20 protein-coding genes are annotated in these 23,385 nt (G+C 44.4%); 12 read left to right on the top strand and 8 right to left on the bottom strand.

Features of this window, described 5'->3' with window-relative positions:
• Positions 1-20: 20 nt before the first annotated feature.
• Positions 21-1,517 carry a gluconokinase gene (locus CHRO_RS08955; protein WP_015153881.1) on the bottom strand — a complete coding sequence of 499 codons (1,497 nt, stop codon included), beginning with the start codon at positions 1,515-1,517 and terminating at the stop codon, positions 21-23.
• On the opposite strand from CHRO_RS08955, the gene CHRO_RS31895 reads away from it, so the two are divergent.
• The 3 genes from CHRO_RS31895 (at position 1,516) to CHRO_RS08945 (ending at position 2,878) form a co-directional block, all read left to right on the top strand.
• On the top strand, positions 1,516-1,662 hold the full coding sequence (locus CHRO_RS31895; protein ID WP_181824164.1) for a hypothetical protein: 147 nt from the start codon (positions 1,516-1,518) through the stop codon (positions 1,660-1,662). The genes CHRO_RS08955 and CHRO_RS31895 overlap by 2 nt on opposite strands.
• Positions 1,663-1,759: 97 nt before the next feature.
• Entirely contained in the window at positions 1,760-2,221 is a 462-nt protein-coding gene (gene aac(6'), locus CHRO_RS08950) for an aminoglycoside 6'-N-acetyltransferase (protein ID WP_015153880.1), read from the top strand.
• Between the two features lie 75 nt (positions 2,222-2,296).
• Positions 2,297-2,878 carry a Uma2 family endonuclease gene (locus tag CHRO_RS08945; protein ID WP_015153879.1) on the top strand — a complete coding sequence of 194 codons (582 nt, stop codon included), beginning with the start codon at positions 2,297-2,299 and terminating at the stop codon, positions 2,876-2,878.
• Positions 2,879-2,922: 44 nt separating this feature from the next.
• Here CHRO_RS08945 and CHRO_RS08940 read toward each other — a convergent pair whose 3' ends face one another.
• The gene (locus CHRO_RS08940) at positions 2,923-4,269 is read right to left on the bottom strand and encodes a GntP family permease (RefSeq protein WP_015153878.1); all 1,347 of its coding nucleotides are present in this window, start codon (positions 4,267-4,269) and stop codon (positions 2,923-2,925) included.
• A 1,004-nt stretch (positions 4,270-5,273) separates the two neighbouring features.
• Between CHRO_RS08940 and CHRO_RS08935 the strand changes: the two genes are divergently transcribed.
• From CHRO_RS08935 to CHRO_RS08920, 4 genes are all read left to right on the top strand, one after another.
• On the top strand, positions 5,274-6,524 hold the full coding sequence (locus CHRO_RS08935) for an extracellular solute-binding protein (protein WP_041462948.1): 1,251 nt from the start codon (positions 5,274-5,276) through the stop codon (positions 6,522-6,524).
• 91 nt (positions 6,525-6,615) lie between these two features.
• Positions 6,616-7,524, top strand: a complete 909-nt coding sequence (locus tag CHRO_RS08930) for a carbohydrate ABC transporter permease (RefSeq protein ID WP_015153876.1) — start codon at positions 6,616-6,618, stop codon at positions 7,522-7,524.
• Positions 7,525-7,526: 2 nt separating this feature from the next.
• Positions 7,527-8,393 (top strand): carbohydrate ABC transporter permease, encoded by an 867-nt coding sequence (locus tag CHRO_RS08925; RefSeq protein ID WP_015153875.1) that lies wholly within the window; start codon positions 7,527-7,529, stop codon positions 8,391-8,393.
• A 92-nt stretch (positions 8,394-8,485) separates the two neighbouring features.
• Positions 8,486-9,589 (top strand): ABC transporter ATP-binding protein, encoded by a 1,104-nt coding sequence (locus CHRO_RS08920; RefSeq protein WP_015153874.1) that lies wholly within the window; start codon positions 8,486-8,488, stop codon positions 9,587-9,589.
• 44 nt (positions 9,590-9,633) lie between these two features.
• Here CHRO_RS08920 and CHRO_RS08915 read toward each other — a convergent pair whose 3' ends face one another.
• Together CHRO_RS08915 and CHRO_RS08910 are read right to left on the bottom strand one after the other, a co-directional pair.
• The gene (locus CHRO_RS08915) at positions 9,634-10,536 is read right to left on the bottom strand and encodes a S1 RNA-binding domain-containing protein (RefSeq protein ID WP_015153873.1); all 903 of its coding nucleotides are present in this window, start codon (positions 10,534-10,536) and stop codon (positions 9,634-9,636) included.
• A 117-nt stretch (positions 10,537-10,653) separates the two neighbouring features.
• Positions 10,654-11,394 carry a dienelactone hydrolase family protein gene (locus tag CHRO_RS08910; RefSeq protein WP_015153872.1) on the bottom strand — a complete coding sequence of 247 codons (741 nt, stop codon included), beginning with the start codon at positions 11,392-11,394 and terminating at the stop codon, positions 10,654-10,656.
• A 133-nt stretch (positions 11,395-11,527) separates the two neighbouring features.
• Here CHRO_RS08910 and CHRO_RS08905 point away from each other — a divergent pair, with 133 nt between their 5' ends.
• Positions 11,528-12,511 (top strand): GntR family transcriptional regulator, encoded by a 984-nt coding sequence (locus CHRO_RS08905; RefSeq protein WP_015153871.1) that lies wholly within the window; start codon positions 11,528-11,530, stop codon positions 12,509-12,511.
• 115 nt (positions 12,512-12,626) lie between these two features.
• On the top strand, positions 12,627-13,295 hold the full coding sequence (locus CHRO_RS08900) for a nitroreductase family protein (protein WP_015153870.1): 669 nt from the start codon (positions 12,627-12,629) through the stop codon (positions 13,293-13,295).
• Positions 13,296-13,346: 51 nt separating this feature from the next.
• Here CHRO_RS08900 and CHRO_RS08895 read toward each other — a convergent pair whose 3' ends face one another.
• From CHRO_RS08895 to tig, 4 genes are all read right to left on the bottom strand, one after another.
• On the bottom strand, positions 13,347-14,255 hold the full coding sequence (locus CHRO_RS08895) for an alpha/beta fold hydrolase (RefSeq protein ID WP_015153869.1): 909 nt from the start codon (positions 14,253-14,255) through the stop codon (positions 13,347-13,349).
• Positions 14,256-14,340: 85 nt separating this feature from the next.
• Complete coding sequence (clpX, locus tag CHRO_RS08890) at positions 14,341-15,681, bottom strand: ATP-dependent protease ATP-binding subunit ClpX (protein ID WP_015153868.1); 1,341 nt, start codon at positions 15,679-15,681, stop codon at positions 14,341-14,343.
• A gap of 10 nt (positions 15,682-15,691) precedes the next feature.
• On the bottom strand, positions 15,692-16,390 hold the full coding sequence (gene clpP, locus CHRO_RS08885) for an ATP-dependent Clp endopeptidase proteolytic subunit ClpP (protein ID WP_041462410.1): 699 nt from the start codon (positions 16,388-16,390) through the stop codon (positions 15,692-15,694).
• A gap of 269 nt (positions 16,391-16,659) precedes the next feature.
• Complete coding sequence (gene tig / locus CHRO_RS08880; RefSeq protein WP_015153866.1) at positions 16,660-18,090, bottom strand: trigger factor; 1,431 nt, start codon at positions 18,088-18,090, stop codon at positions 16,660-16,662.
• A gap of 645 nt (positions 18,091-18,735) precedes the next feature.
• Between tig and CHRO_RS08875 the strand changes: the two genes are divergently transcribed.
• The 3 genes from CHRO_RS08875 (at position 18,736) to CHRO_RS08865 (ending at position 22,706) form a co-directional block, all read left to right on the top strand.
• A complete protein-coding gene (locus CHRO_RS08875) occupies positions 18,736-19,776 on the top strand; it encodes an aspartate-semialdehyde dehydrogenase (RefSeq protein WP_015153865.1) in 1,041 nt (346 codons plus the stop codon).
• Positions 19,777-19,864: 88 nt separating this feature from the next.
• Positions 19,865-20,749: a 4-hydroxy-tetrahydrodipicolinate synthase gene (gene dapA, locus CHRO_RS08870; RefSeq protein WP_015153864.1), complete on the top strand. Its 885-nt coding sequence runs from the start codon at positions 19,865-19,867 to the stop codon at positions 20,747-20,749.
• A gap of 187 nt (positions 20,750-20,936) precedes the next feature.
• Complete coding sequence (locus CHRO_RS08865; RefSeq protein WP_015153863.1) at positions 20,937-22,706, top strand: ribonuclease J; 1,770 nt, start codon at positions 20,937-20,939, stop codon at positions 22,704-22,706.
• Positions 22,707-23,385 lie beyond the last annotated feature (679 nt).

Genomic DNA, 23,385 nt, shown 5'->3' with positions numbered 1-23,385 from the left:
TAGCTGATAACTGATAACTGTTAAAACTCTGCTTCTAGCTGCCGATATAAGCGATGATAGCGAGAGAATAACTGATGATAGGTGCGTGTCAAGTCGGGGTTAGGCGAAATGCGATCGCGAATTTTAATTGTCGGTTGCACGTCAGATAAATCGGCGATCGCCCCTACAGCGTACATAGCTAACACCGCCGCCCCATAACCGCTAGCTTCATAAACTTCTGGCATTGCTACCACCATACCAAATGCATCTGCCATCATTTGCAACCATGCTTGAGAACGGGCAAAACCGCCAGAAGCGCGTATTTCTCCTGTCGTTCCGGTGATTTCTTGAATTGCCACGTTGATGCTATAGACGGCAAAGATAATTCCTTCCATCGCTGCCCTAATTGTATGCGATCGCGTGTGGTTGAAATTCAATCCGAAGAAGACACCCCGCGCTTTAGGATTCCAGTAGGGGGCGCGTTCTCCCGATAAATAGGGTAAGCAGATCAATCCTTCTGCACCTGCGGGTATTTCCATCGCCGCTTGAATCATCACGTCATACGGATCGATACCTAATCGTTTCGCCTCTTCTACTTCTGGATGACAAAAGCGATCGCGCAACCATCGTAAAACAATTCCACCGTTATTGGTCGGTCCCCCGATCGCCCAATGCTTCTCGGTGAGGGCGTAACAAAAAGTTCGCATTTGCGGATCGGTAATTGGTTCGGGGGCTACAGTCCGTACTGCGCCACTCGTACCAATGGTAATGGCAAATTCACCAGGAGCGATCGCGCCTACGCCTAAGTTTGCTAATACGCCGTCGTTTGCACCAATAATAACAGGTGTATGCGGATCGAGTCCCATTGCTTCTGCATACTCTGTTTGCATCCCGCGTAAGATGTGGGTGGTAGAGACTAATTGGCTTAATTGTTCTGGTTTTATTCCTGCTATTGTTAAAGCTTCTGCATCCCAATTCAGTTGTTTTAAATTAAATAATCCTGTCGCGGAAGCAATAGAATAATCTACTACATAACGTTGAAAAAGTCTGAAAAAAATATACTCTTTAATTGAAATAAATTTTGCTGCTTTATGGAAAATCTCTGGCGCTTTTTCCCGCAGCCACATGAGTTTAGTCACAACAGAGACGGGATGAATTGGGCTACCCGTTCGCAGATATAAATTATGAGCAATCTCCTCCTGTTTGAGTCTTTCTGTTTGAGTAACACTGCGATTGTCCGCCCAAATAATGATATTTGATAAGGGGTTATTGTTAGCATCTACTGGCAGTAAACTATGAGTTGCTGCACTAAAACCAACTGCGGCGATTTCCTGTTTAGAGATACCAGTACCCATTGCTTGACGCACGGATGTAATGACTGCATTAAACAGCGCTTCTGGATCTTGTTCTGCCCAGGTTGGATGCGGGACGATAATTTCATATCCCTGACTGCCCTTAGCTTTAATAGCACCATCATGAGAAAATGCGATCGCTTTGGTGCTAGTTGTGCCGATGTCTACGCCGAGGAAGTAAGTCATGATGGGAAGGGATAAGGGGGACAAGGGGGACAAGGGGGACAAGGGAGACAAGGGGGACAAGGGAGACAAGGGGGACAGAGAAAAATTATTTATAAAATCAATTTTAGGTTTTTGTGTGAGAGAAAGTGCGATCGCTTCAATTTAAATAACAGTTTGTTTTAAGTAGCGATCGCCATTTGAATTGTAGCTGACATTTGTAAGACAATTACATCAGCAGAAACAGAAAATATTTAAGAGGTAAAATGCAAAAAGTGAAAATTGTTGAAGTTAATCAAGAGAACTTTAATGAGTGGCTAGACCTGGCGTTAAAACTTTGGTCAGATGAATCAGTTGAAGAAATGCAAAGAAGTCTGACCAATATTCTTTACTCTCCTCGCGAAGCAGGATTTTTAGTCAAAGATGATAACGCTAAAGCAATTGGATTTATAAATCTTTCGCTGCGCTACGACTATGTTCCTGGTGCTACTCAAAGTCCTGTGGCTTATGTAGAAGGAATTTATGTAGAAGATGAATATCGCAAACAAGGTATAGGGACAAAATTAATTCAATTTGCTCAACAGTGGGCAATTGAACGTGGATGTATGGAGCTTGCTTCAGATGCTTTATTGGACAACACGGCAAGTTATGATTTTCATACAAAGGTGGGGTTTCAAGAAGTAGAAAGAGTTGTCACTTTCATTAAGCAAGTAACATCTTCTAGATGATACTGTTATTGTAAACATGCGATCGCTATTCTTTTACTTCTATTTTGTTGATCTCAAAGATGGTGAAATTACGTCATGACACAAGCACTCGAACGACAAATCTACACGCCTGAAGAGTATCTCGAACTCGAAGTTGCGTCCGAAACCCGCAACGAATACCGTAATGGAGCAATTATCTCGATGACTGGAGGGACACCCGCACACAACCGCATCAGTGGAAATCTTTACATCGCTTTGAGCGTCGCTATGAGACGTAAGCCTTACGAAACATTTCATACCGACCAACGGCTTTGGATTGGCGATCGCAACTTATATACATACCCTAATGTCATGGTAGTCGAAAAGCCTCTCCAATTTAAAGAAGGACGCACAGATACATTAGTTAATCCATGTTTTATTGCGGAAGTCTTATCTAAATCGACGCAAGATTACGACCGTGGTGAAAAGTTTGTCGCTTATTGTACTATTAATAATTTTCAAGAATATTTACTAATTGACCAATACAGCATTCATGTAGAACACTATGTTAAAACTGCTGTTAATCAATGGTTGCTCTCAGAATATGACGATCTTAATGTGACGCTATCTTTTAAAGTTTTTGAGTTTCAAATTCAAATTGCAGACCTCTATGAAAATATTGAGTTTGCCAACATATAAATTTTTCAACTGATAGCAAATAGTCTACAAGAATTAAATCTTTATTACACGAAAAAGCTGATAATAAAAACTACTAAAAATCCTACGCAACCAACGATTGTTTCCATGACCGTCCAAGCTCGTAAGGTTTCTTTTTCTGATAATCCTAAATAACGACTGACTAACCAAAAACCAGAATCATTAACGTGGGAAAGTACGGTTGCACCAGAAGCGATCGCAATTGTAATCAAGCCTACCATAGGCGGCGAATATTTCCCCGCTTCAATTGCTGGAGCCATGATTCCTGCTGCTGTTACCATCGATACTGTAGCTGAACCTTGGGAGACTCGCACGGCAGTTGCAATTAGAAATGCTAGCAGAATTATTGGTAAATTTGAGGCTGCCATTGCCCTAGCTAAAACATCCCCAACACCACTGGCGACTAAAACTCTACCGAATACACCCCCAGCACCCGTGACTAAAATAATTAATCCTACTGGTTCTAGCGATTTGGTAGCAATTTGTTGCACTTCATCCAGGGAATATCCGCGTTTAATTCCTAAAATATAAAAGGAAAGTAGGGCAGCAATCATCAAAGCTGTAAAAGGATGTCCTAAAAAGGTAAGGAAGTTCCGCAAGAAGTTTCCTTCTGGCAAAATGACGGTTGAAACTGTGTTGAGCAGAATTAAGACTAAGGGAATGGCAATGATAGAAACTACCGTACCAAAGCGAGGTGGTTCCTTACCGAGTTCGTGCTTTGGTGCTTCAATTTCCATATATTCTGGGACTGTAGCGTGAATTTTCCCTGCTATATATTTACCGAAAAGTACACCACCGAAAATCGTAGCAGGAATCCCCGCGATCGCACCAAATAAAATCACCCAACCTAAGTCTGCATTAATTAATGAGGCGACTGCAACTGGACCAGGAGTCGGGGGAATGTAACTATGACCGATCGCCAATCCAGCTGTCAGAGGTATAGCATAATATAACAATGACTTCCCCGTGCGTTTTGCTAAACCATAAACTAAGGGGATGAGAATAATTAGCCCGACATCAAAAAAAACGGGAATCGATACAATCAAACCTGTTAAACTCAAAGCCCATTGAGCTTTATCTTGACCAAATTTTTTCACTAACGTAGCTGCTAGCACTTCCGCGCCGCCAGATACCCGCAGCATTTCACCAAACATCGTCCCTAAGCCTACCACGATCGCGATAAAGCCGAGGGTACTGCCCATTCCCTGCTGGATCGTTTCGGCTATTTTATCTAACGGTATACCCGCTGCTATGGCAACAAACAGACTCGTCAATAACAGGGCAACAAATGCTTGCAAGCGCACGCCAATGACGAGAAATAAAAGGAGGGCGACACCTAGCATCGCCACAAAAATTAATGCACCAGGAGACATAATTCAGTGACCAGTGACCAGTGACCAGTGACCAGTTAATTTTGACTTTTGACTTGTAACTTTTGACTAGCTATCAGTTGACCAATTACCAATTTGAAAATTTAATTTTGTTTATTTTCGGAGATTAAGAGTTTTTTTACTTCTATCTTGAGATTCATTCTTAGCTTGGTAATTTTAGTTACATTGCAGCTAGATTAATAAGTATTTTTAGTCAAGATAAATTTAATAGTTTTTAATTTATTTGAGAGAACTATTATATACAAAAATTAATATTTGAGTTTTGACAGCGATCGCCGTCAAACAATTTATTTTTTTCATATTATAGACACGCTATATAAACTTATTAGCAATATTTCTTAAATTATTTTGAATGTAAAAATATACACAAAAGTTAATATTTAAAGCAAGCAGTTTTACTAGAAGCGATCGCCTAACGAGTGTTTATCAGCTAAATTTATATGTACTTTACAGAATTTAACTCTAAATAGGGTTGAAGTGAAAAGTAAATACTCATCAGCGGGAAGACTATCACTTTATTCGAGTAAGAAGCATACGCCCTGAGACAGTTTATTGCGATCGCCTGCATATATCTTAGGAGAGGTGTAGTCTTAATTATAATTAGATTATTTTATAAATTACGGCATCATTACCGCTAATACCATAAGTAATTTTAACTAAAAAATTGCGAGTTAGAACGGGATTGAAGTCAGACTCAATCTAAGCAAGAATAAACTGGTAAAATCGTTTCATGTTGGTTTAGTACAACATAGTTGTTGATTTACTTCAACACCAATAGCAAAATTTCTACTAGATTGAGTGCTTGAATATACTCAGTCTAAAAGCGGATGCGATCGGCGATCGCGATTTTAATTAACCCAACGATCAATTTTCAATTCAATAACATTTCAATTCACATCGATCGAACTCTTAACATCACAATGGATCGTCAGTCGAAAAATAAACTGCATACTCTCCATCAAAAACTGAAAAAGTGGTATCGATGGATGCTGCTCTTCGTGCTGTCCCTTAGTATTATCCTGACAGCATGGATAGCGATCGCACAGCAACCAGTTGTCTTGAATACCTTAATTCTTGCACCCGATGTCAAAGATCTGCGAGCAGGAATGTTTCAAGACTTTGAGAAAGAAAATCCAGGAATTCGCATCAACGTCATTGAAGGACCGAATGCGGCTAATTTAGTTGAAGATCTGTACTCTTCAGCTTTTCTCTTAGGTGAATCTCCTTACGACTTAGTACTTTTAGATATTGTTTGGACACCAAAATTTGCGGCGGCTGGGTGGTTGTTAGACTTGCAAAATCGGGTAAGTCCAGAGGAATTAAAAGCATTTACAGTCCAAGATATAGAAGCAGGGAGATACAGAGACGGATTATATCGTATCCCAATCCGTTCTGACGTTGGTATATTTTATTACCGCGAAGATTTACTCAAAGCAGCAGGATTAAAACCGCCAGAAACCTTTCAAGATTTAATTCAAGCATCCCAAACTTTACAAAAACAAGATAAAGTCGATTGGGGTTATGTCTGGCAAGGACGGCAATATGAAGGACTATCAGCAATGTTCGTTGAAGTTCTTGAAGGTTATGGCGGATTTTGGGTAAATTCAGATACACAGGAAGTTGGGCTAGACAAACCCGAGGCAATTCAAGCAGTCCAGTTTCTCCGCAGTACGATTGAAAAAGGTATTTCTCCACCAGGGGTAACAACATACATAGAAGAGGACACTCGCCGCCTATTTCAAAGCGGTCAAGTTGCCTTTTTAAGAAACTGGCCCTATGTCTTACCTTTAGCAAATGAAAAAGGGTCTCAACTCAGAAATCGAGTAGCTATTAAACCAATGGTTCACGCCCCAGGAGAAACAAGTGGTGCTTGTTTAGGAGGCTGGGGTTTTGGTATTTCGAGTAACTCGACCCATAAAGAAGAGGCTTGGAAAGCCCTGCAATACTTTATGAGTCGGGAAGCGCAAAAGCGATTTATCTTAGGGGCGGGATACGTACCCAGCCGGAAGGAATTATTTACCGACCCAGACGTTGTGGCAAAATATCCCTACTTTCCAGAGTTACTGCAAATTGCTCAAAAAGCAGTTCTGCGTCCGGCAATTCCCCAATACGCGCAAGCTTCTGATATTTTGCAACGTTACCTCAGTGCTGCCCTTTCCAACCGTATGAGTCCCGAACAAGCAATGGAAGCGGCTGCTAAAGAAACCCGCACTTTATTAGGTCGAAATCAAGCTTAAGTAATGGGTAATGGGTAATGGAAAATTGAAATGAATCACCAATTACCAACTACCAATTACCAATTACCAACTACCAATTACCAAATCAAATATGAAACTCGATGTCGTACAAAAAAGAGAACAGAAAACTGGATGGATCTTACTCTTACCAGCACTAATTGTCATGTTGGTAGTGTATGCCTATCCAATTTTACGAGCGTTTTGGCTGAGCGTCTTTACTCAAAACCTGGGAACTGAGTTAGAACTAGTGTTTTCCGGTTTGAGTAATTACGGGCGGATGTTTAACGACGGGCGATTCTGGCAAAGTTTGTGGAACACCACCGTGTTTACAACCGCTTCCGTGTTGTCAGAATTAATTTTAGGTATTGGTGTCGCTTTGGTACTTAACCAAGCCTTTAAAGGACGGGGAATTGTGCGGACAATTACCTTAATTCCTTGGGCTTTGCCAACGGCGGTTATGGGGGTTGCGTGGGCGTGGATTTTTAACGACCAGTATGGTGTAGTTAACGATATATTACGCCGCCTGGGGTTAATTGAAACAGGGATTAGTTGGCTGGGAAATCCAACGCTGGCAATGATTGCGGTCATTTTAGCTGACGTGTGGAAGACAACACCATTTATTGCATTGCTGTTGCTAGCGGGGTTGCAGTCAATACCTGGCGACTTGTACGAAGCGCATTCTTTAGATGGTGCGACTCCGTGGCAGAGTTTTTGGAAGATTACCGTCCCTTTGTTAATGCCGCAAATTATTGTTTCTTTGTTGTTCCGTTTTGCTCAAGCTTTCGCTATCTTCGACTTAATTCAAGTTATGACTGGCGGTGGTCCTGGTGGGGCAACGGAAACGGTTTCAATTTATATCTACAGTACAGTGATGCGTTATTTAGATTTCGGCTACGGTTCGGCGTTGATTGTCGTGACATTTTTGATTTTAGTCATTGCTGTCGCGATCGCATCCTTACTCTTAACCAGAGCGCGGGCTAATGCCGCAGGAGTACGTTAATTATGGCAATTGCACAATCGCGATCGCAAGCCAAAGCAGGGATAAATTGGCGAGCCATTTGGCTACCAATTGCAGTAGCTTTAGTTGTCATATTCTTTCTCGCCCCCGTGCTGTGGCAGGTATTAACTTCCGTAAAAGTTAACGAAGATATCTCAGCCGTTCCTACAGTTTACTTTCCCACTCGCTTCACCTTCGAGCATTACGCATCTCTATTTACCCGTCGTCCATTTGGACTTTACATTTTAAATAGTGCCTTTGTTTCTATTACCTCTACCCTACTGTGTCTAGCTTTTGGCGCACCAGCAGCTTATGTTTTGGCACGGTTGCGATTAGTGGGTAAGGAAGTTATTCTCGCGATCGTCCTAATCGTTACCTTATTTCCCACGGTATTACTATTTCTAGGACTGTTGGAAATTGTTCAAGTAACCAATTTAGCCAACAACTTTTTAGCGCTAATAATTCCATACACGGCGATTAATTTACCTCTAACAATTTTGGTAATGCGCAGTTTTTTCCAACAACTACCTAAAGATTTGGAAGATTCAGCGCGAGTAGATGGATACAACACATTTCAATTACTATGGAAGATTCTATTACCCATGACTCTTCCCGCTTTGGTGACGACAGGAATTCTGACTTTTATTGCTGCTTGGAATGAGTTCATTTTTGCCCTAACATTTATTTCGCGAGAATCAATGAAAACCATACCCGTAGCAACCGCTCAATTGAGTGGGGCTTCAGTATTTGAAATTCCTTATGGACCCATCGCTGCTGCAACCATTTTAGGCACTCTACCTTTAATTCTCCTCGTCCTCTTCTTCCAGCGCAAGATCGTTCAAGGTCTGACTGCTGGCGCTGTTAAGGGATGATTCAAAAGTCAAAGTCAAAAGTCAAAAGTCAAAAGTCAAAAGTCAAAAGTCAAAATTAAACACTCGCCACTACTCATTATTCACTTTTAACAATGGCTAAACTCGAACTCAGAAATTTAAATAAAACTTATGCTCCTAAAGTTGTCCCAGTTAAAGATGTGAGTTTGACTGTGGATGATGGAGAATTTTTGACGTTACTCGGTCCTAGTGGCTGTGGTAAGTCTACAGTGTTGCGGATGATTGCAGGGTTAGATGCCCCAACTCGCGGACGCATCTTTTTAGGTGGGGAAGATATCACCTCCAAACGACCAGGCGATCGCAATATGGCGATGGTGTTTCAAAGCTATGCTCTCTACCCGCACATGACGGTAAGCGAAAACCTCGCTTCTGGACTGAAGCTGAAAAAAGTTTCTCGCGCCGACATCGAACAACGGGTAGCGGAAGTTAGCAGACTATTGGGACTGGATGAGTTAATGAACCGCAAACCAGGACAGCTATCTGGCGGACAAAGACAACGGGTAGCTGTCGGTCGGGCGCTGGTACGTCAAGCTCAGGTATTCTTGTTAGACGAACCCCTAAGTAACCTCGATGCATTATTGCGGGAACGAGTCCGCGCCGATCTCAAGCGCATATTTGCAGCCCAAAAAGCCCCTGTAGTCTACGTCACCCACGACCAAACTGAAGCAATGACGCTTTCTTCTAAGGTGGCTTTGCTCAATGATGGGTACTTACAGCAACTCGACTCGCCCGATCGCATTTACAATCATCCGGCAAATCGATTTGTAGCAGGATTTGTTGGCAGTCCTCAAATGAATTTGCTTACCCTACCCTGTAAAGGTAGATCGGCAATGCTAGGAGATTTCCAAATTCCCCTACCTGACTTGCCCACCGTACCACCAGAAATTATTTTGGGTATCCGTCCTGAAAACGTTGGCATTGCTCGACCTGGCGATACTAGCTTTGTCCGAGGGCGAGTCAACGTTGTAGAAAACTTGGGAATGAATTATTTGGTCAGTACGCGGGTCGAAAGTCACAGCACCTCAACGCAGATCGTGCGGGCGTTGCTACCCACAGACCGTCGTTGGAACGAAGAGGAAGAAATTGCTCTCACCCTACCACCTCAACACCTGCACTGGTTTGACGTTCAATCTGGAGATGCTTTAATTGGGCGGCAGATGGCAGGAGTTTATTCGTAATTTGTAAATGTAGAGACGTTACATGCAACGTCTCTACATTTATGTTATTCTTCGTTGACTAACTTTCTGGCTTTATTGGCTCTCGCTTCAGCGTTTGTCATCACTTCGTCCATTTTCTCTTGAATTTCCCCTGGATAGTTTTCTAAAACTTTTGTGGAAAGGGAAATTCTGCCTCTACCTTCATCCAAATCGATAATTACCGCTTTAATTTCCTGCCCAATTTTAAACAGGGCGGGTAGAGAAGCGGTATAGTTTTGGCTTACTTGCTTGATGTGGAGTAAACCGCTGACTCCATTAAGATCGACAAACACACCAAAAGGTTGAATGCTGGAAACTTTACCCGTAGCAAGTTGACCAATTTCCAATTGGCTGAAGCTACTGGCGCGAGTCGCTAAGCGATTGGAAAGGACGAGTTTTTTATTGTCGTAATCGACTTCCAGAAAACTAGCTGTCAGGTTTTGACCCTTGAGCGATTCCATGTTTTCTTTTTCAACTAAATGCGATCGCGGAATAAATCCCCTCAAACCCAGCACGTCTACTGTCACGCCACCCTTATTTGCTCCTGTCACTCGTACCTGCACTGTCTGGCGATTCTCTTGCATCTGCTCGATGCGCTCCCAAATGTGCTGAATTTCTAACTGACGACGCGATAAAGTGACCTGTCCATCTGCATCTTGGTCGCGGATAATCAGAAACTCTAGTTCCTCTTGCAAAGGTAGTACGGTAGACAAATCCGTAACCTGTTGTAGGGAAGCTTGATCTGCTGGGAGGAAAGCAGCAGATTTACCACCAATATCGACATAAGCGCCGTTGCTGTCGTATTGAAAAACTTTACCGCGTACTGTTTGCCCTTTCTGGAACTGATAGTCATGTTGTTCCAGTGCTTTAGCAAAATCCTCCATCGAGAACGATGAGCTAGATACAGATGGGGTCGAATCAGATTTCATAGGAATACAAAAAGGGAGTCGAGAGTGGGAGGACAAGGGAGACAAGGGGGACAAGGGAGACAAGGGAGTAATTAAGATTTGTATTCTTCTGACTCCTGACTCCTGACTTCTGACTCCTCACAAAGTTTCAAACAGTTGTTTCACTTGCTCCCAGGCATTAGCTGTAGCTTCTGGATTATAGCTTGCGCGGCGATCGCAGAAGAAGCCGTGACCTGCTCCATGATAGCGAAAGATTTTATGAGATATGTGGTATTTCGTCAGCTCGGCTTCAATTTGGTTTATATGCTCGGTAGGAATACTCCCATCCTCCAAGCCAAAAAAAGCATAAATTGTGCCGGAAATCTCGGATGTACGAGATAGGGTAGGAGAACCACCACCAGGAGTACGGGTAGGAATGCCAGCACCATAAAAAGCCGCAGTCGCTTTAATATCTGGTAAAGTTGCCGCTAGATATGCGACGTGACCCCCAAAACAAAAGCCGATGCAACCAATTGCGTTTGGTTTGACTTGAGGCAAAGCTTTTAAGTAGGCGATCGCGGCTTGGATATCGCTTAACAGTTCTGACGCTTTGGTTTGCTCCCAAGCATATTTTCTCCCCACTTCCAATTCTTCTGGAGTATAACCAGTCTCAAAACCTGGTGCGAGGCGTTGAAATAACGCGGGAGCGATCGCCACGTATCCCAGTTTAGCGATTCTCTCCGTCACATCCCGTATGTGAGAGTTGACCCCAAATACTTCCTGCAACACCACAATCCCAGGATACGTCCCATCTACTGTTGGTGCTGCTAGATAAGCATCGATATCCAAATCTCCAGCCAAAATTTTGACGTGATTTGTCTGAATTTCTTTATCTGTCATGATGGTATAGATTCAGTTATCAAGGAGTGGTGCGTGGTACGTGGTGCGTGAATTTTGAATTGCTCCCTCAGCCCCCTCAGCCCCCTCAGCCCCCTGGGCTCCCTCAGCTCTCTTCCCCCGACTCTCTAAAAAAATGGTTCAATTTCACATTCAGCCAGATAGCGATATTCCTGCTTCTACTCAACTTTACAATCAAATTCTTTATGCGATCGCCTCTAGGCAGTTTCCACCTGGACAGCGTTTACCCAGTACGAGAGCATTAGCAATCCAGACTGGTTTGCATCGCAACACTATTAGTAAAGTTTATCGTCAGTTGGAGGAAGACGGTTTAGTCGAAAGTTTGGCAGGTTCGGGCATCTACGTCCGCGCTCAAGCTCATAATAGCAGCCCCCGCTCGTCTTCCCCCGTGATAGAAAAGTATCCTGCAGCAGAAAAGATTGTCCGACGCAGTTTAGAGGAATTACTCAAGTTAGGCTGTTCGCTCAACGAAGCACGGGAAGTATTTATCGCTGAAATTGATTGGCGATTGCGCAGTAGCGCTCAAGTCTTGGTGACGGTTCCAAGTGATGATATCGGCGCGGGTAAGTTGATGGTGGATGAATTGCAAAAAGCATTAGGTGTAAGTGTTCAGCTAGTTCCGATTGAGGAATTAGCTGCAATTCTAGAACAAACACCTTCTGGTACGGTGGTGACGAGCCGCTATTTTATTGGTGTTGCAGAAGCGATCGCCTCACCTAAAGGAGTGCGTGTCATCCCTGTAGATGTCTACGATTACAGTCAAGAAATTCAAACTTTGAAAAAATTACCTAAAGGTAATTGTGTGGGGATTGTCAGCCTCAGCTCTGGTTTGTTAAGAGCTGCTGAAGTCATTATTTATAGCCTGCGAGGGAGCGAATTGTTAGTACGAACAGCCCAAACAGGAGATAGCTATAAGCTTAATGGCATTGTCAAAAGCGCCCACTTAATTATTAGCGATCGCGCCAGTTATGCTGCTGTTAGAGCCGCCGTTCAAGCTGCGAGAGAAAACATTATTCGCCCGCCCCAACTTGTTTGTTGCGAAAATTATATTGCCACTGACTCAATTGATTCTCTCAAACGCGAGTTAGGGATTGATTAAGAAATGGTTGATGGTTGATGGTTGTTAGTTGCTATCCCCGAGCGCCAATAACTGTTTAAACTTAAATCATTTATACTTAAAATATTAGATTAATACTCAGCATTTAGTAAATAAAATGACTGTAGACATTCATCCTTCCACTGGTTTGAAAGAAGCGATCGAGCAGCGCCGTGCAGCTAGAGCGTTTCGTTCCAATCCAATTCCCGAAGCAATTCTAGAAGCAATTTTTCAGATAGGATTACGCGCTCCCTCTGGCTTTAATCTCCAGCCTTGGCGATTTATCGTCGTGCGAGAACAACAAAATCGCGACAAACTGAAAGCTTGTGCCTTTAATCAGCGTCAAGTAGGGGAAGCCCCAGTCGTACTAATTTGCTGTGGCGATCGCGCCAGTGCGGAAATGGAAAATATTGAAGCCGTCATCGCATTGGGTTCTGAAGTGGGGGCGATGAACGATGACTACGCAAATTACATGCGATCGCAAATTCCACCTTTCTTTGAAAACCATCCTAGTTTCGAGTCGATGGAAGCGTGGACAAACCGCCACACCATGCTAGCTGTCGCCCATCTAATGTTAGTTGCTAAAAGCTTTGGTGTTGATAGTTGCCCGATGGAAGGCTTTTCTACAGCACAAGTCAAGGAAGCCTTTCATATTCCACCCCATGTCGATGTTTGCTGTTTAGTCGCCCTCGGCTACGCCGCCGAACCCTTCAAACAATACGGCGGGCGTTTCAAAAGCGATCGCGTTTGCTTCAGCGAAACTTACGGCGATCCTTTTTTAGGATAAAGGTAGGGGCGCACAGCTGTGCGCCCCTACCCGTCCTGCCTTCTGCCTGTTTTACACAGACACAGGAAGCGCCAAAAATTCCCGTACTTGCTGAAGGTAACTCTGAGGATCTTCCAGCATGGGAAAGTGAGCCGTATTGGGGATCGTCACAAACTCCACGCGATCGCTCAATGCAGCTGCCTGTTTCCCCATCGCCGCTGGAATAATCTTGTCATACTCCCCAGAAATTAATAACGTCGGCACTTTCAGACGGGTAAACTCTTGGGGCATCACTTCTGCTGCTGTCTTGCTGACGGAAGTAAAAATCGTTCCCAAAGCTGCTTCGTAATCCGCTACCAAAAAATCTTCTAGAAAAGCTTGGCGTTCGGTAGCAGGAATCGAACGATGCAGAAACCGCGCCATAAACATGCGATCGACAAATGGTATTTTCTTCAACCACTGGGGACGAAACTTGACAACGTAACCGCCAAATTTATGAAAGGCAGCAAAAGCCTTCTCGTCATACTCAAAGATGCCGCTACAAGTAAGAATCGCTTTTTCTACCCGTGCTGGATAGCGATTGAGAAAAAATGTTGCTACCGACGCTCCCATCGAATGAGCGTTAAGGTATACCCAAGGTAATTCCAGCCGATCCAGCAATCCTGCAAGATCTTCGGCGTACTCTTCTAGCTCGTAGCTTAACTCAGCGATCGCCTCAGCTTGTGCTTGCGGTGACTCTGCCTCAGCTACATCAACGTTAGCAGCAGATAGGGCAGGTTTCCCGCGCGATCGCCCAAATCCCCGCATGTCATATAACAAGCAATCGAACTGTTCTGAAAGTGCTTGTGCCGTACTGCGCCAATAACGAGCTGAACCAGCCCAGCCATGCAGAAATACCATTACAGGCTTATCTTGTTTGGCTTCCGGTGTCCGAATCCACTCGTAGTAATGCTCAACGCCACGAACTGAAATATAAGGCATCTATAATTTTTGTCCTTTGTCATTTGTCATTTGTCATTTGTTAGCAACTTGAGGCAAATGACAAATGACGGTTGACCAACGACCATCAAGCCGATTCCGGTTTGGGCAAGGAAGACGGATGCAGCAGCAGTTCGGCGGTAGAGCGTTTCTCTACCATTTCCCGCGTCACCGCACAACGAGTTAGATCTTTGCGCGATGGCAACTCGTACATCAACTCCAACATGAGTTCTTCTACAATTCCTCGCAGCGCCCGCGCCCCAGTCTTGCGACGATAGGCTTCTTGAGCGATCGCCCGCAGGGCTTCAGGTTTGAACTCTAGTTGGACGTTATCCATCTTCAGCAGTTTTTGATATTGCTTGACTAACGCGCTCTTAGGCTGAGTCAGAATTGCCACTAACGCTTCTTCATCCAATGGTTCGACCACAGCTACCATTGGCACGCGACCGATAAATTCGGGAATCATGCCAAATTTTACCAGATCGTCTGGCTCTAAGTGGACGAGAATATCTGCCGTCCGCTTTTCTCGCGATAGCCCTTCTCCTGGCTGAATGAAACCTATTGACTTTTTGCCAATTCTCTGCTCTACAACTTTTTCTAACCCGACAAAAGCCCCACCGCAGATAAATAGAATGTTGCTAGTATCGATTTGGATGCAGTCCTGGTAAGGATGTTTTCTCCCCCCTTGGGGTGGAACGTTTGCCACAGTACCTTCCAGCATTTTTAGCAGCGCTTGTTGTACGCCCTCTCCCGAAACGTCCCTGGTAATTGAGGGGTTCTCACTCTTGCGGGCAATTTTATCGATCTCGTCGATGTAGATAATGCCTCTTTGAGCTTCTTCTACATCTAAATCGGCAACTTGCAATAATCTGAGCAAGATGTTTTCTACATCCTCGCCAACGTAACCCGCCTCTGTAAGCGTTGTGGCATCGGCAACCGCAAAGGGTACGTCAAGAATCTGCGCTAAAGTTTGCGCCAGTAGAGTTTTGCCGCAACCAGTCGGACCAATTAACAAAATATTAGATTTTTGTAACTCTACGATATCTTCTGCACCAGCTTTACCGCTACTATTTTTCGACTGTACTAAGCTCAGGCGTTTGTAGTGGTTGTAAACTGCTACCGATAAAACTTTTTTCGCCTCATCTTGACCGATAACGTGTTCGTCGAGATGTGCTTTAATCTCGCGGGGTTTGGGAATTTGGTTGAGCGAGATCCCCCCAGTTCGACTGCGCCGCTTTGGTGGTGGTTCTGGACGAGGCTGTTGGGGTGCAGCAGCAGTTGAGTCTAATAACTCCTCATCCAGAATTTCATTGCACAAATCTACACATTCATCGCAGATGTAGACTCCCGGTCCGGCAATCAATTTCCGTACCTGCTCTTGCGATTTGCCGCAAAATGAACACTTTAAATGGGAGTCGTACTTAGACATAAGAAGCCTCTTACTTCACTGATGTGACTGCTTCGCCCGCTTTGGGGAGATTTTGCTTAGAGATCGTTTGGTCGATCAACCCGTAATCTTTTGCCTCTGCTGCCGACATGAAAAAGTCGCGTTCCGTATCGGCTTCGATTCTCTCCAAGGGTTTACCTGTGTGGTAGGCGAGGATTTCATTTAATCGCCGCTTGTGGTAGAGGATCTCTTTGGCTTGGATCTCAATGTCAACTGCTTGTCCTTGAGCGCCACCGAGGGGTTGATGGATCATGATTCGCGCGCTGGGTAGAGACATCCGTTTTCCGGCTGCTCCGGCTGCGAGCAAAAACGCTCCCATACTAGCTGCTAATCCAAAACAAATAGTAGCAACATCAGAGCGAATCTGCTGCATTGTGTCATAAATCGCCATACCAGCCGTAACAGAGCCGCCTGGAGAATTAATGTAAAGATGGATATCTTTTTCTGGGTCTTCAGCTTCTAAGAATAACAACTGAGCCACGATCGAATCAGCAACAGCATCATCGACTGGAGTGCCCAAAAAAACAATCCGCTCTCTGAGCAATCTAGAGTAAATATCAAAGGCACGTTCTCCCATGCCTGATTGCTCCACTACCATTGGCACGATGTTGCTAGGAGCCATCATAGAGTTTAGCTCTAGATGTTTGTGGCTGCTAATGAGTGGATAGTATGAGGACTGAGATACAAGCATAGATAATTGTTCCAGAAGTAGAGCCAGATGCAGTGGATTTAACTGGCGCTGAAGGCGATCGCACTTTTCACCAGTGGCTTTGCTATCTGTTGACTATTATGCCTCATGAACTAGGGGTTAGGAGTAAGGGGTAAGGGGTAAGGGGTAAGGGAAAAGTTAAAAATCAAAAGTCAAAAGTCAAAATTTTCTTACATTCCACTCCCGACTACGCGGCTCCGATGCGGAGGATACCTCCGCCTCCACCCGCTTCCCGACTCCCGACTTCCCAATCACTCAGCTTCAGTTGCTTCTACTGTTATAGTCGCTTCTGACGCTTCTGGCTGGGTCGATTCTTCTATAATTTCCGCATCATCAATTTCATCCTCTTCATCGTCCTGTAAAGAACCTTCTGGTACGAGTTCGATCGCGGAATGTTCTTCTAGCCAAACAAAAATCTTGTCTGTTAGCAGTTCTTCTTGGACGACTTCTTTGAGCCTGTCTCGATCGATATCTTGACCGGAGTATTCAGCCATTAGCTCTTTGACCCGTGCTTCCACGGCAGCTGGCTCGACTTCAATCGATTCTTTTTTCGCGACTTCCTGTAGAGCTAACGATCGCTTCAATCGATCGATCGCTTCTGGACGCGATCGCTGTCTTAGCTGCGGCACTGTATCTTTAGTAAACAGTTTCTTGACATCAATTCCTTGTCTTTGGAGCTGCATCGCCGTTTGCGTCAACACCGAATCGACTTCTTGCTCGATCATCGTCTCCGGTAAATCGGCTTCTAGATGCTCGATCAGATCGTCCAACAATGCCTGTTGCTTATTTGTCTTAGTTTTCTTTTCTGCTTCTTCGCGAAACCGAGTTTCTAGCGTCGAGCGCAGTTCTGCTAAAGTCTCAAATTCACTAATTTCTTGAGCAAAATCGTCATTCAGCTCCGGCAACTCTTTCTCTTTTAACTCTTTCACGGTTACCGTAAACTTTGCTGGCTTGCCTGCTATTTCTTGCTGAGGATATCCTTCGGGAAACTGCGCCGATATTTCCTTTGTTTCCCCTGGACTCATACCGACAATGCCATCTACAAAGCCTTCAATAAATCTTCCTGGCGATAGCTCTGTTTCAAAATCCGTGGCTGAGGCTCCTTCGATCTCCTGTGGTTCTTCGCCTTCTGCCTCCGGTACGAGATAGCCCTTGAAGTCTATAATGACTACATCTCCCATTTGCGCCGCCCGCCCTTCTACAGGAATTAAGGTAGCTCGTTCCTGACGATTTTCTTCTAAAACTTTTTCTACCTTTTCTGGGTCATACTTGACTTCTTCTGCCTTAACTTGTAAGCCGCTGTACTGCTTCAGCTCAATTTCCGGCAGTACATCCACCGCAGCGGAGAATGTCAAGGGTTTTCCTGGCTCGAACGCACCAATTAAATCCTCAAAAGAGGAACGCAACTGAGGTTGACCGATCGCTTCTATTTCTGCTTGCTTAATGGCTTCCGTAATGCCACTTTGAATTAACTCTTCTAACGCTGCTGCCTTGATCCGCGTTGTCCCTAGCCGTTGCAATAAGATTTGGCGCGGCACTTTACCTTTACGGAACCCAGGAATGTTGGCGGCGCGGGTGAAGTTTTGAATTACCTGCTCGTAACTCTGTTGAGACTTGTCGGCGGGAATTTCTATTTCCAGACCAATTTGACTGGCGGGAAGCTTTTCCTGGGTGACTTTCATTTTGATAGAAGATATGTAACTGATTGTTTTTTACCTGCTGAAGTACCACACTAGCACTAGTCCTACTCCGATCGCCTAATGCCATAAATTAGCGGCTGTGACCGACATTGCTTGCCTTGAGGGAGGACGACTTCTAAAGCGTTTTAGCTTTTCTGTTTGCTTGGCTCTCGACTTGCTCGGACAAATAACTGCTTTGAGGTCTAGTTGCTAGACGTAACTAGTCATCTATAGACTATACTGCTGGAACACCTGTTATGAACTGAATGCATTCTCCTCAATTTTCTGATAATATGCCAGCTTATATGTGATGATAATTGTTAAAATCATTGGAACTTTTTGCGACCATCCGCCCCAAGCCGCCAGCGATCGGCGAAAGCCGAAGGTTAACTGAATTGTTAAAATTACTTAAGTAGGGAGATAGAAAACGGCAGACAAGAGGCAGAATAGTGAATCCTTAAATCTATAGATAGACTTTTTATCTTTTTCGTTCTAACAACACAATTATTAAGTTCATCATCATTGAATCCAAACGCTAATGGGTCGCGATCGCCAAGGCTAATTTGAATTTTTTAAAATTTTAAAGTATAACCCCAAACTTTTAAAAAAACTCGTTTCAGTTTATTGCAATATTAGGAGGCAGAAATTTTGAGCAAATCCTATTCAGTTGCCATCTTGGGGGCAACGGGAGCTGTTGGGACAGAATTACTAAGTTTACTAGAAGAACGCCACTTTCCTGTCGCCCAATTGCGGCTACTCGCATCGCCTCGTAGTGCTGGTACGATCGTGACATTTGCAGGAGAAAATATTCCGGTAGAGCCAGTAAGCGATCGCTCCTTCGACGACATAGATATTGTCCTAGCATCAGCTGGTGGTTCCACTTCTAAGGCATATGCTACCAAAGCCGTAGCAGCAGGGGCTGTTTTTATCGACAACTCCAGCGCCTTTCGGATGCACCCAGACGTTCCCCTCGTCGTTCCAGAAGTGAATCCCCAAGTAGCAGCTACCCACAAAGGGATTATTGCCAATCCCAACTGCACCACCATTTTGATGAACGTTGCTGTTTATCCCCTCCATCAAGTCAGTCCAGTAAAACGGATTGTTGCCGCGACCTATCAATCAGCGAGCGGTGCTGGTGCTAGGGCAATGGAAGAAGTTAAAGCTCAAGCTCAAGCGATTTTAGCAGGCAACACCCCCATAACTGAGATCTTTCCCTACCCTCTGGCGTTTAATCTCTTCCCTCACAACACTCCGCTCAATGACCAAGGGTACTGTGAGGAAGAAATGAAAATGGTGAACGAAACCCGCAAGATTTTTGCCGAACCTCAGTTGCAAATTACGGCAACCTGCGTGCGGGTTCCCGTACTCAGAGCGCATTCAGAAGCGATTAATCTAGAATTCGAGCAGTGTTTAAGCGTCGCCGAAGCAAAGGAAATTTTGTCACAAGCTCCTGGCGTGCGTGTAGTCGAAGACTTCGCTGCTAACTATTTTCCCATGCCCATTGATGCCTCCGGTCGCGATGAAGTACTCGTAGGTCGCATTCGCCAAGACATTTCCCATCCCCGAGGCTTAGAACTATGGCTGTGTGGCGACCAAATCCGTAAAGGTGCGGCATTAAATGCCGTGCAAATTGCAGAATTATTGGTAGCCAAAAACTTACTTCAGCCCTCCGAAGTAGCAGCAGTGTAGGCAGGTTGAGTGCAAGCAGATTTTTTACAGTTCTTACAGCTGAGCGCTTTGGCAAAGAATGCCGACAGCTAAAAATTAGGAGTCAAGCGTGGTAGATTTTGGCAGAGTGGTGACCGCAATGGTCACGCCATTTCAAGCAGACGGTAGCGTAAATTATGCAGTTGCGGAGCAACTAGCAGCGCATTTGGTGACACAAGGAAGTGACGCTTTGGTGGTTTGTGGTACGACAGGAGAGTCTCCCACTTTGAGTTGGGACGAAGAGTACCAGCTATTCCAAGTCGTAATTAAAGCTGTTGCAGGTAAGGCGCTAGTCATTGCGGGAACGGGTTCTAATTCTACTCAAGAAGCGATCGCGGCTACCCAAAAAGCAGCTAAAATAGGAGTACATGGTTCTTTACAAGTAGTCCCCTACTATAATAAGCCTCCACAAGCAGGGTTATTTAGCCATTTTCAGGCGATCGCACAAGCATGTCCCGATCTGCCAATGGTGTTATATAATATTCCCGGTCGCACGGGTCAAAATCTCTTGCCGCAAACAGTGGCTCGGTTGTCAGCAATAGGTAACATTGTTGGAATTAAAGAAGCGACGGGTAGCCTCGACCAAGCTAGTGAAATTAGTCGCATGACACCGCCAGAATTTAAAATCTACTCTGGTGACGATTCCCTCACATTACCTTTACTGGCGATCGGTGGATATGGTGTCATTAGCGTGGCAAGTCATTTAGTTGGCAAGCAGCTACAACAAATGATTCAAGCCTTTGCCGCAGGACAAGTTCAAACGGCAACTCAAATTCACCTCCAACTACTCCCTCTATTCAAAAGTCTGTTCCTGTCAACAAATCCCATTCCCGTAAAAGCAGCCCTCAGACTTCAAGGCTGGGATGTAGGTTCAACTCGTCTACCGTTAGAAGACGACCAAAATGGATTAGCACAGAAACTCAAGCCAGTACTAGCAGAGTTAAACCTGATATAGGTATAGAGCTTTCAGACAACTGAATAATTCGTGCAAGATACTTCCAAGTCGTTATCGCGATCGCTCGGATTGAAAATAATTGCCCTTAATGACAACTTTTATCTATCGCAAAACCACCTGACTTTGTTTTATCTAACTCAAACAACAAACGTGAATCTAAAAAAACAACTGTAGATTAAGGATACAAATGAGTAACAACGGAACGACAGCCGCCGTCAAAATTATTCCCCTTGGCGGTTTACACGAAATTGGCAAAAACACTTGCGTTTTTGAATACAACGATGAAATTTTTCTCCTCGATGCAGGGTTGGCATTTCCTACCGACGAAATGCACGGGGTAAACATCGTTCTGCCAGATGTCACGTACTTACGTGAAAATCGGCATAAGATTAAGGGCATGATCGTCACCCACGGTCATGAAGATCATATTGGTGGCATTGCCTTTCATTTAAAGCAATTTGATATTCCGGTAATTTACGGTCCCCGCTTGGCAATGGCAATGCTAGAGGGGAAACTAGAAGAAGCAGGAGTCCGCGATCGCACGGAGTTAAGATCGGTACGTCCCCGCGAACTCGTCCGTATTGGTTCCTCTTTTATTGTTGAATTTATCCGCAACACCCACTCAATCGCTGATAGCTTCACCGTCGCCATTCACACCCCCCTTGGCGTAATTATCCACACGGGGGATTTTAAATTCGACCATACTCCAGTTGATGGCGAGCATTACGACATTCAACGGCTGGCAGAACATGGAGAAAAAGGCGTATTGTGCCTAATCAGTGATTCTACTAATTCCGAAGTTCCAGGACATACACCTTCAGAACGATCGGTCTATCCCAACTTAGACCGTATTTTTATGCAAGCTAAGGGCAGAGTCCTCGTCACCACCTTTGCTTCCTCCGTACACCGGATCAACATGATTCTGGAATTGGCGCAAAAACACAATCGCGTTGTTTCAGTTGTCGGGCGATCGATGTTAAACGTCATTGCTCATGCTCGAAATCTAGGCTACATCAAATGTCCAGATAACCTGTTGCAGCCGCTACACGCCATTCGCCAACTTCCCGATGAAAATGTTTTGATTCTCACCACTGGTTCTCAAGGCGAACCGATGTCAGCCATGACGAGAATTTCTCGCGGCGCACATCCCCATCTCAAAATTCGCGAGGGAGATACAGTCGTATTTTCAGCAAACCCGATCCCAGGTAATACGATCGCCGTAGTCAACACGATCGATCGCTTGATGATGCAGGGTGCTAAAGTTATCTACGGTCGGGAACAGGGCATTCACGTTTCTGGACATGGTTGCCAAGAAGACCAAAAATTAATGATTGCCTTAACTCGTCCCAAGTTTTTCTTACCCGTGCATGGCGAACATCGGATGCTAGTGAAGCATTCTCAAACAGCCCAAAGCATGGGAATTCCGGCTGAGAATATGGTCATCATCCAAAATGGTGACGTAGTAGGACTATCAACAGAGGAAATTAAGGTAGTTGGGAAAGTGCCGGCGGGGATCGAACTAGTCGATACCTCTGGTTCTGGTATTGTCAGCGGTAAAGTCTTGCAAGAACGCCAGCAAATGGCAGCAGATGGCATCGTTACCATCGCTGCTGCGATCGATTGGAATGGGAAGTTAATGACTAAGCCGGACATTCACCTACGGGGCGTAGTCACCACGATTAACCGCGATTTGCTGCAAAAGTGGGTACAAGAACAGATCGAGCAAATATTAAGCGATCGCTGGACAGATTTTGCTCGATCTTTTGACGGACAAGAAGTTGATATTGATTGGGCGGGATTGCAGGTACAGCTAGAAAAAGACTTACAACGGGCAATTCGACGCGAGTTACAATGTCAACCCACTGTCACCCTACTCATGCCTATCCCTGAAGAACCTGTCAAGGCAGCTGACGGTAGAAGACGGCGACGCACTACTGCGGCACCAGTCGCGTCATGAACAGTGACTAGTTAACAGTTATCAGTTATCAGTGACAGATAGGGTTCCTATCTAGATAGAAATAGATAGCTCATCACACAAAATTCCCCCAATTCTCCTTTAAAAGGCAGTTTTGGGGGATTTTATGTTGCCAGCGATCGGTGTAGAGATCTGACATGTCACATCGCTCTGGAGTGACTTAGCAACCAACAACCGTCAACTATCAACCCTCAACCCTCAACTCTCCATCAACTATAAAGAAAATCTAACGAAATTAGCTTGACAAATCGTCAAACATCGGTAAATATACGGAAGCTGCTTTTAATTATTTCTTTATTATTTTAAAAATTTCCGTATTGTTGCTCATACATCGCGCAGGAATTTTAGGCAGAATCAAAGCGATTCCTATTAGAGAGGTGGAACAAAAATTGTGTTTGAAACTACAAATAATAAATTTGTACTTTTGAATACAAAATCGAGATAGATGTGGTTCGTGCATCGCTTGAATGTTTGTTCTACATGCACTTCCAGTCAAATTCGCTAAACTTCACTAAAGTTTTATATAGGTCAAATTTCAAAAAAATCTCTCTATTCACCTACCAATTCTGCCAAATCGTTAGTTAACGTGGGGTAGTGATAAAGAGGTTCCTGAATTGAGAAAAAATCCTCCAAAAATTTTTAATTGATTTAGGAAACATTA

Origin of the sequence: Chroococcidiopsis thermalis PCC 7203 (genome assembly GCF_000317125.1) — a bacterium.
GTDB classification, from domain to species: Bacteria; Cyanobacteriota; Cyanobacteriia; order Cyanobacteriales; family Chroococcidiopsidaceae; genus Chroococcidiopsis; species Chroococcidiopsis thermalis.
This window is presented reverse-complemented; position numbering and strand designations above follow the sequence as displayed.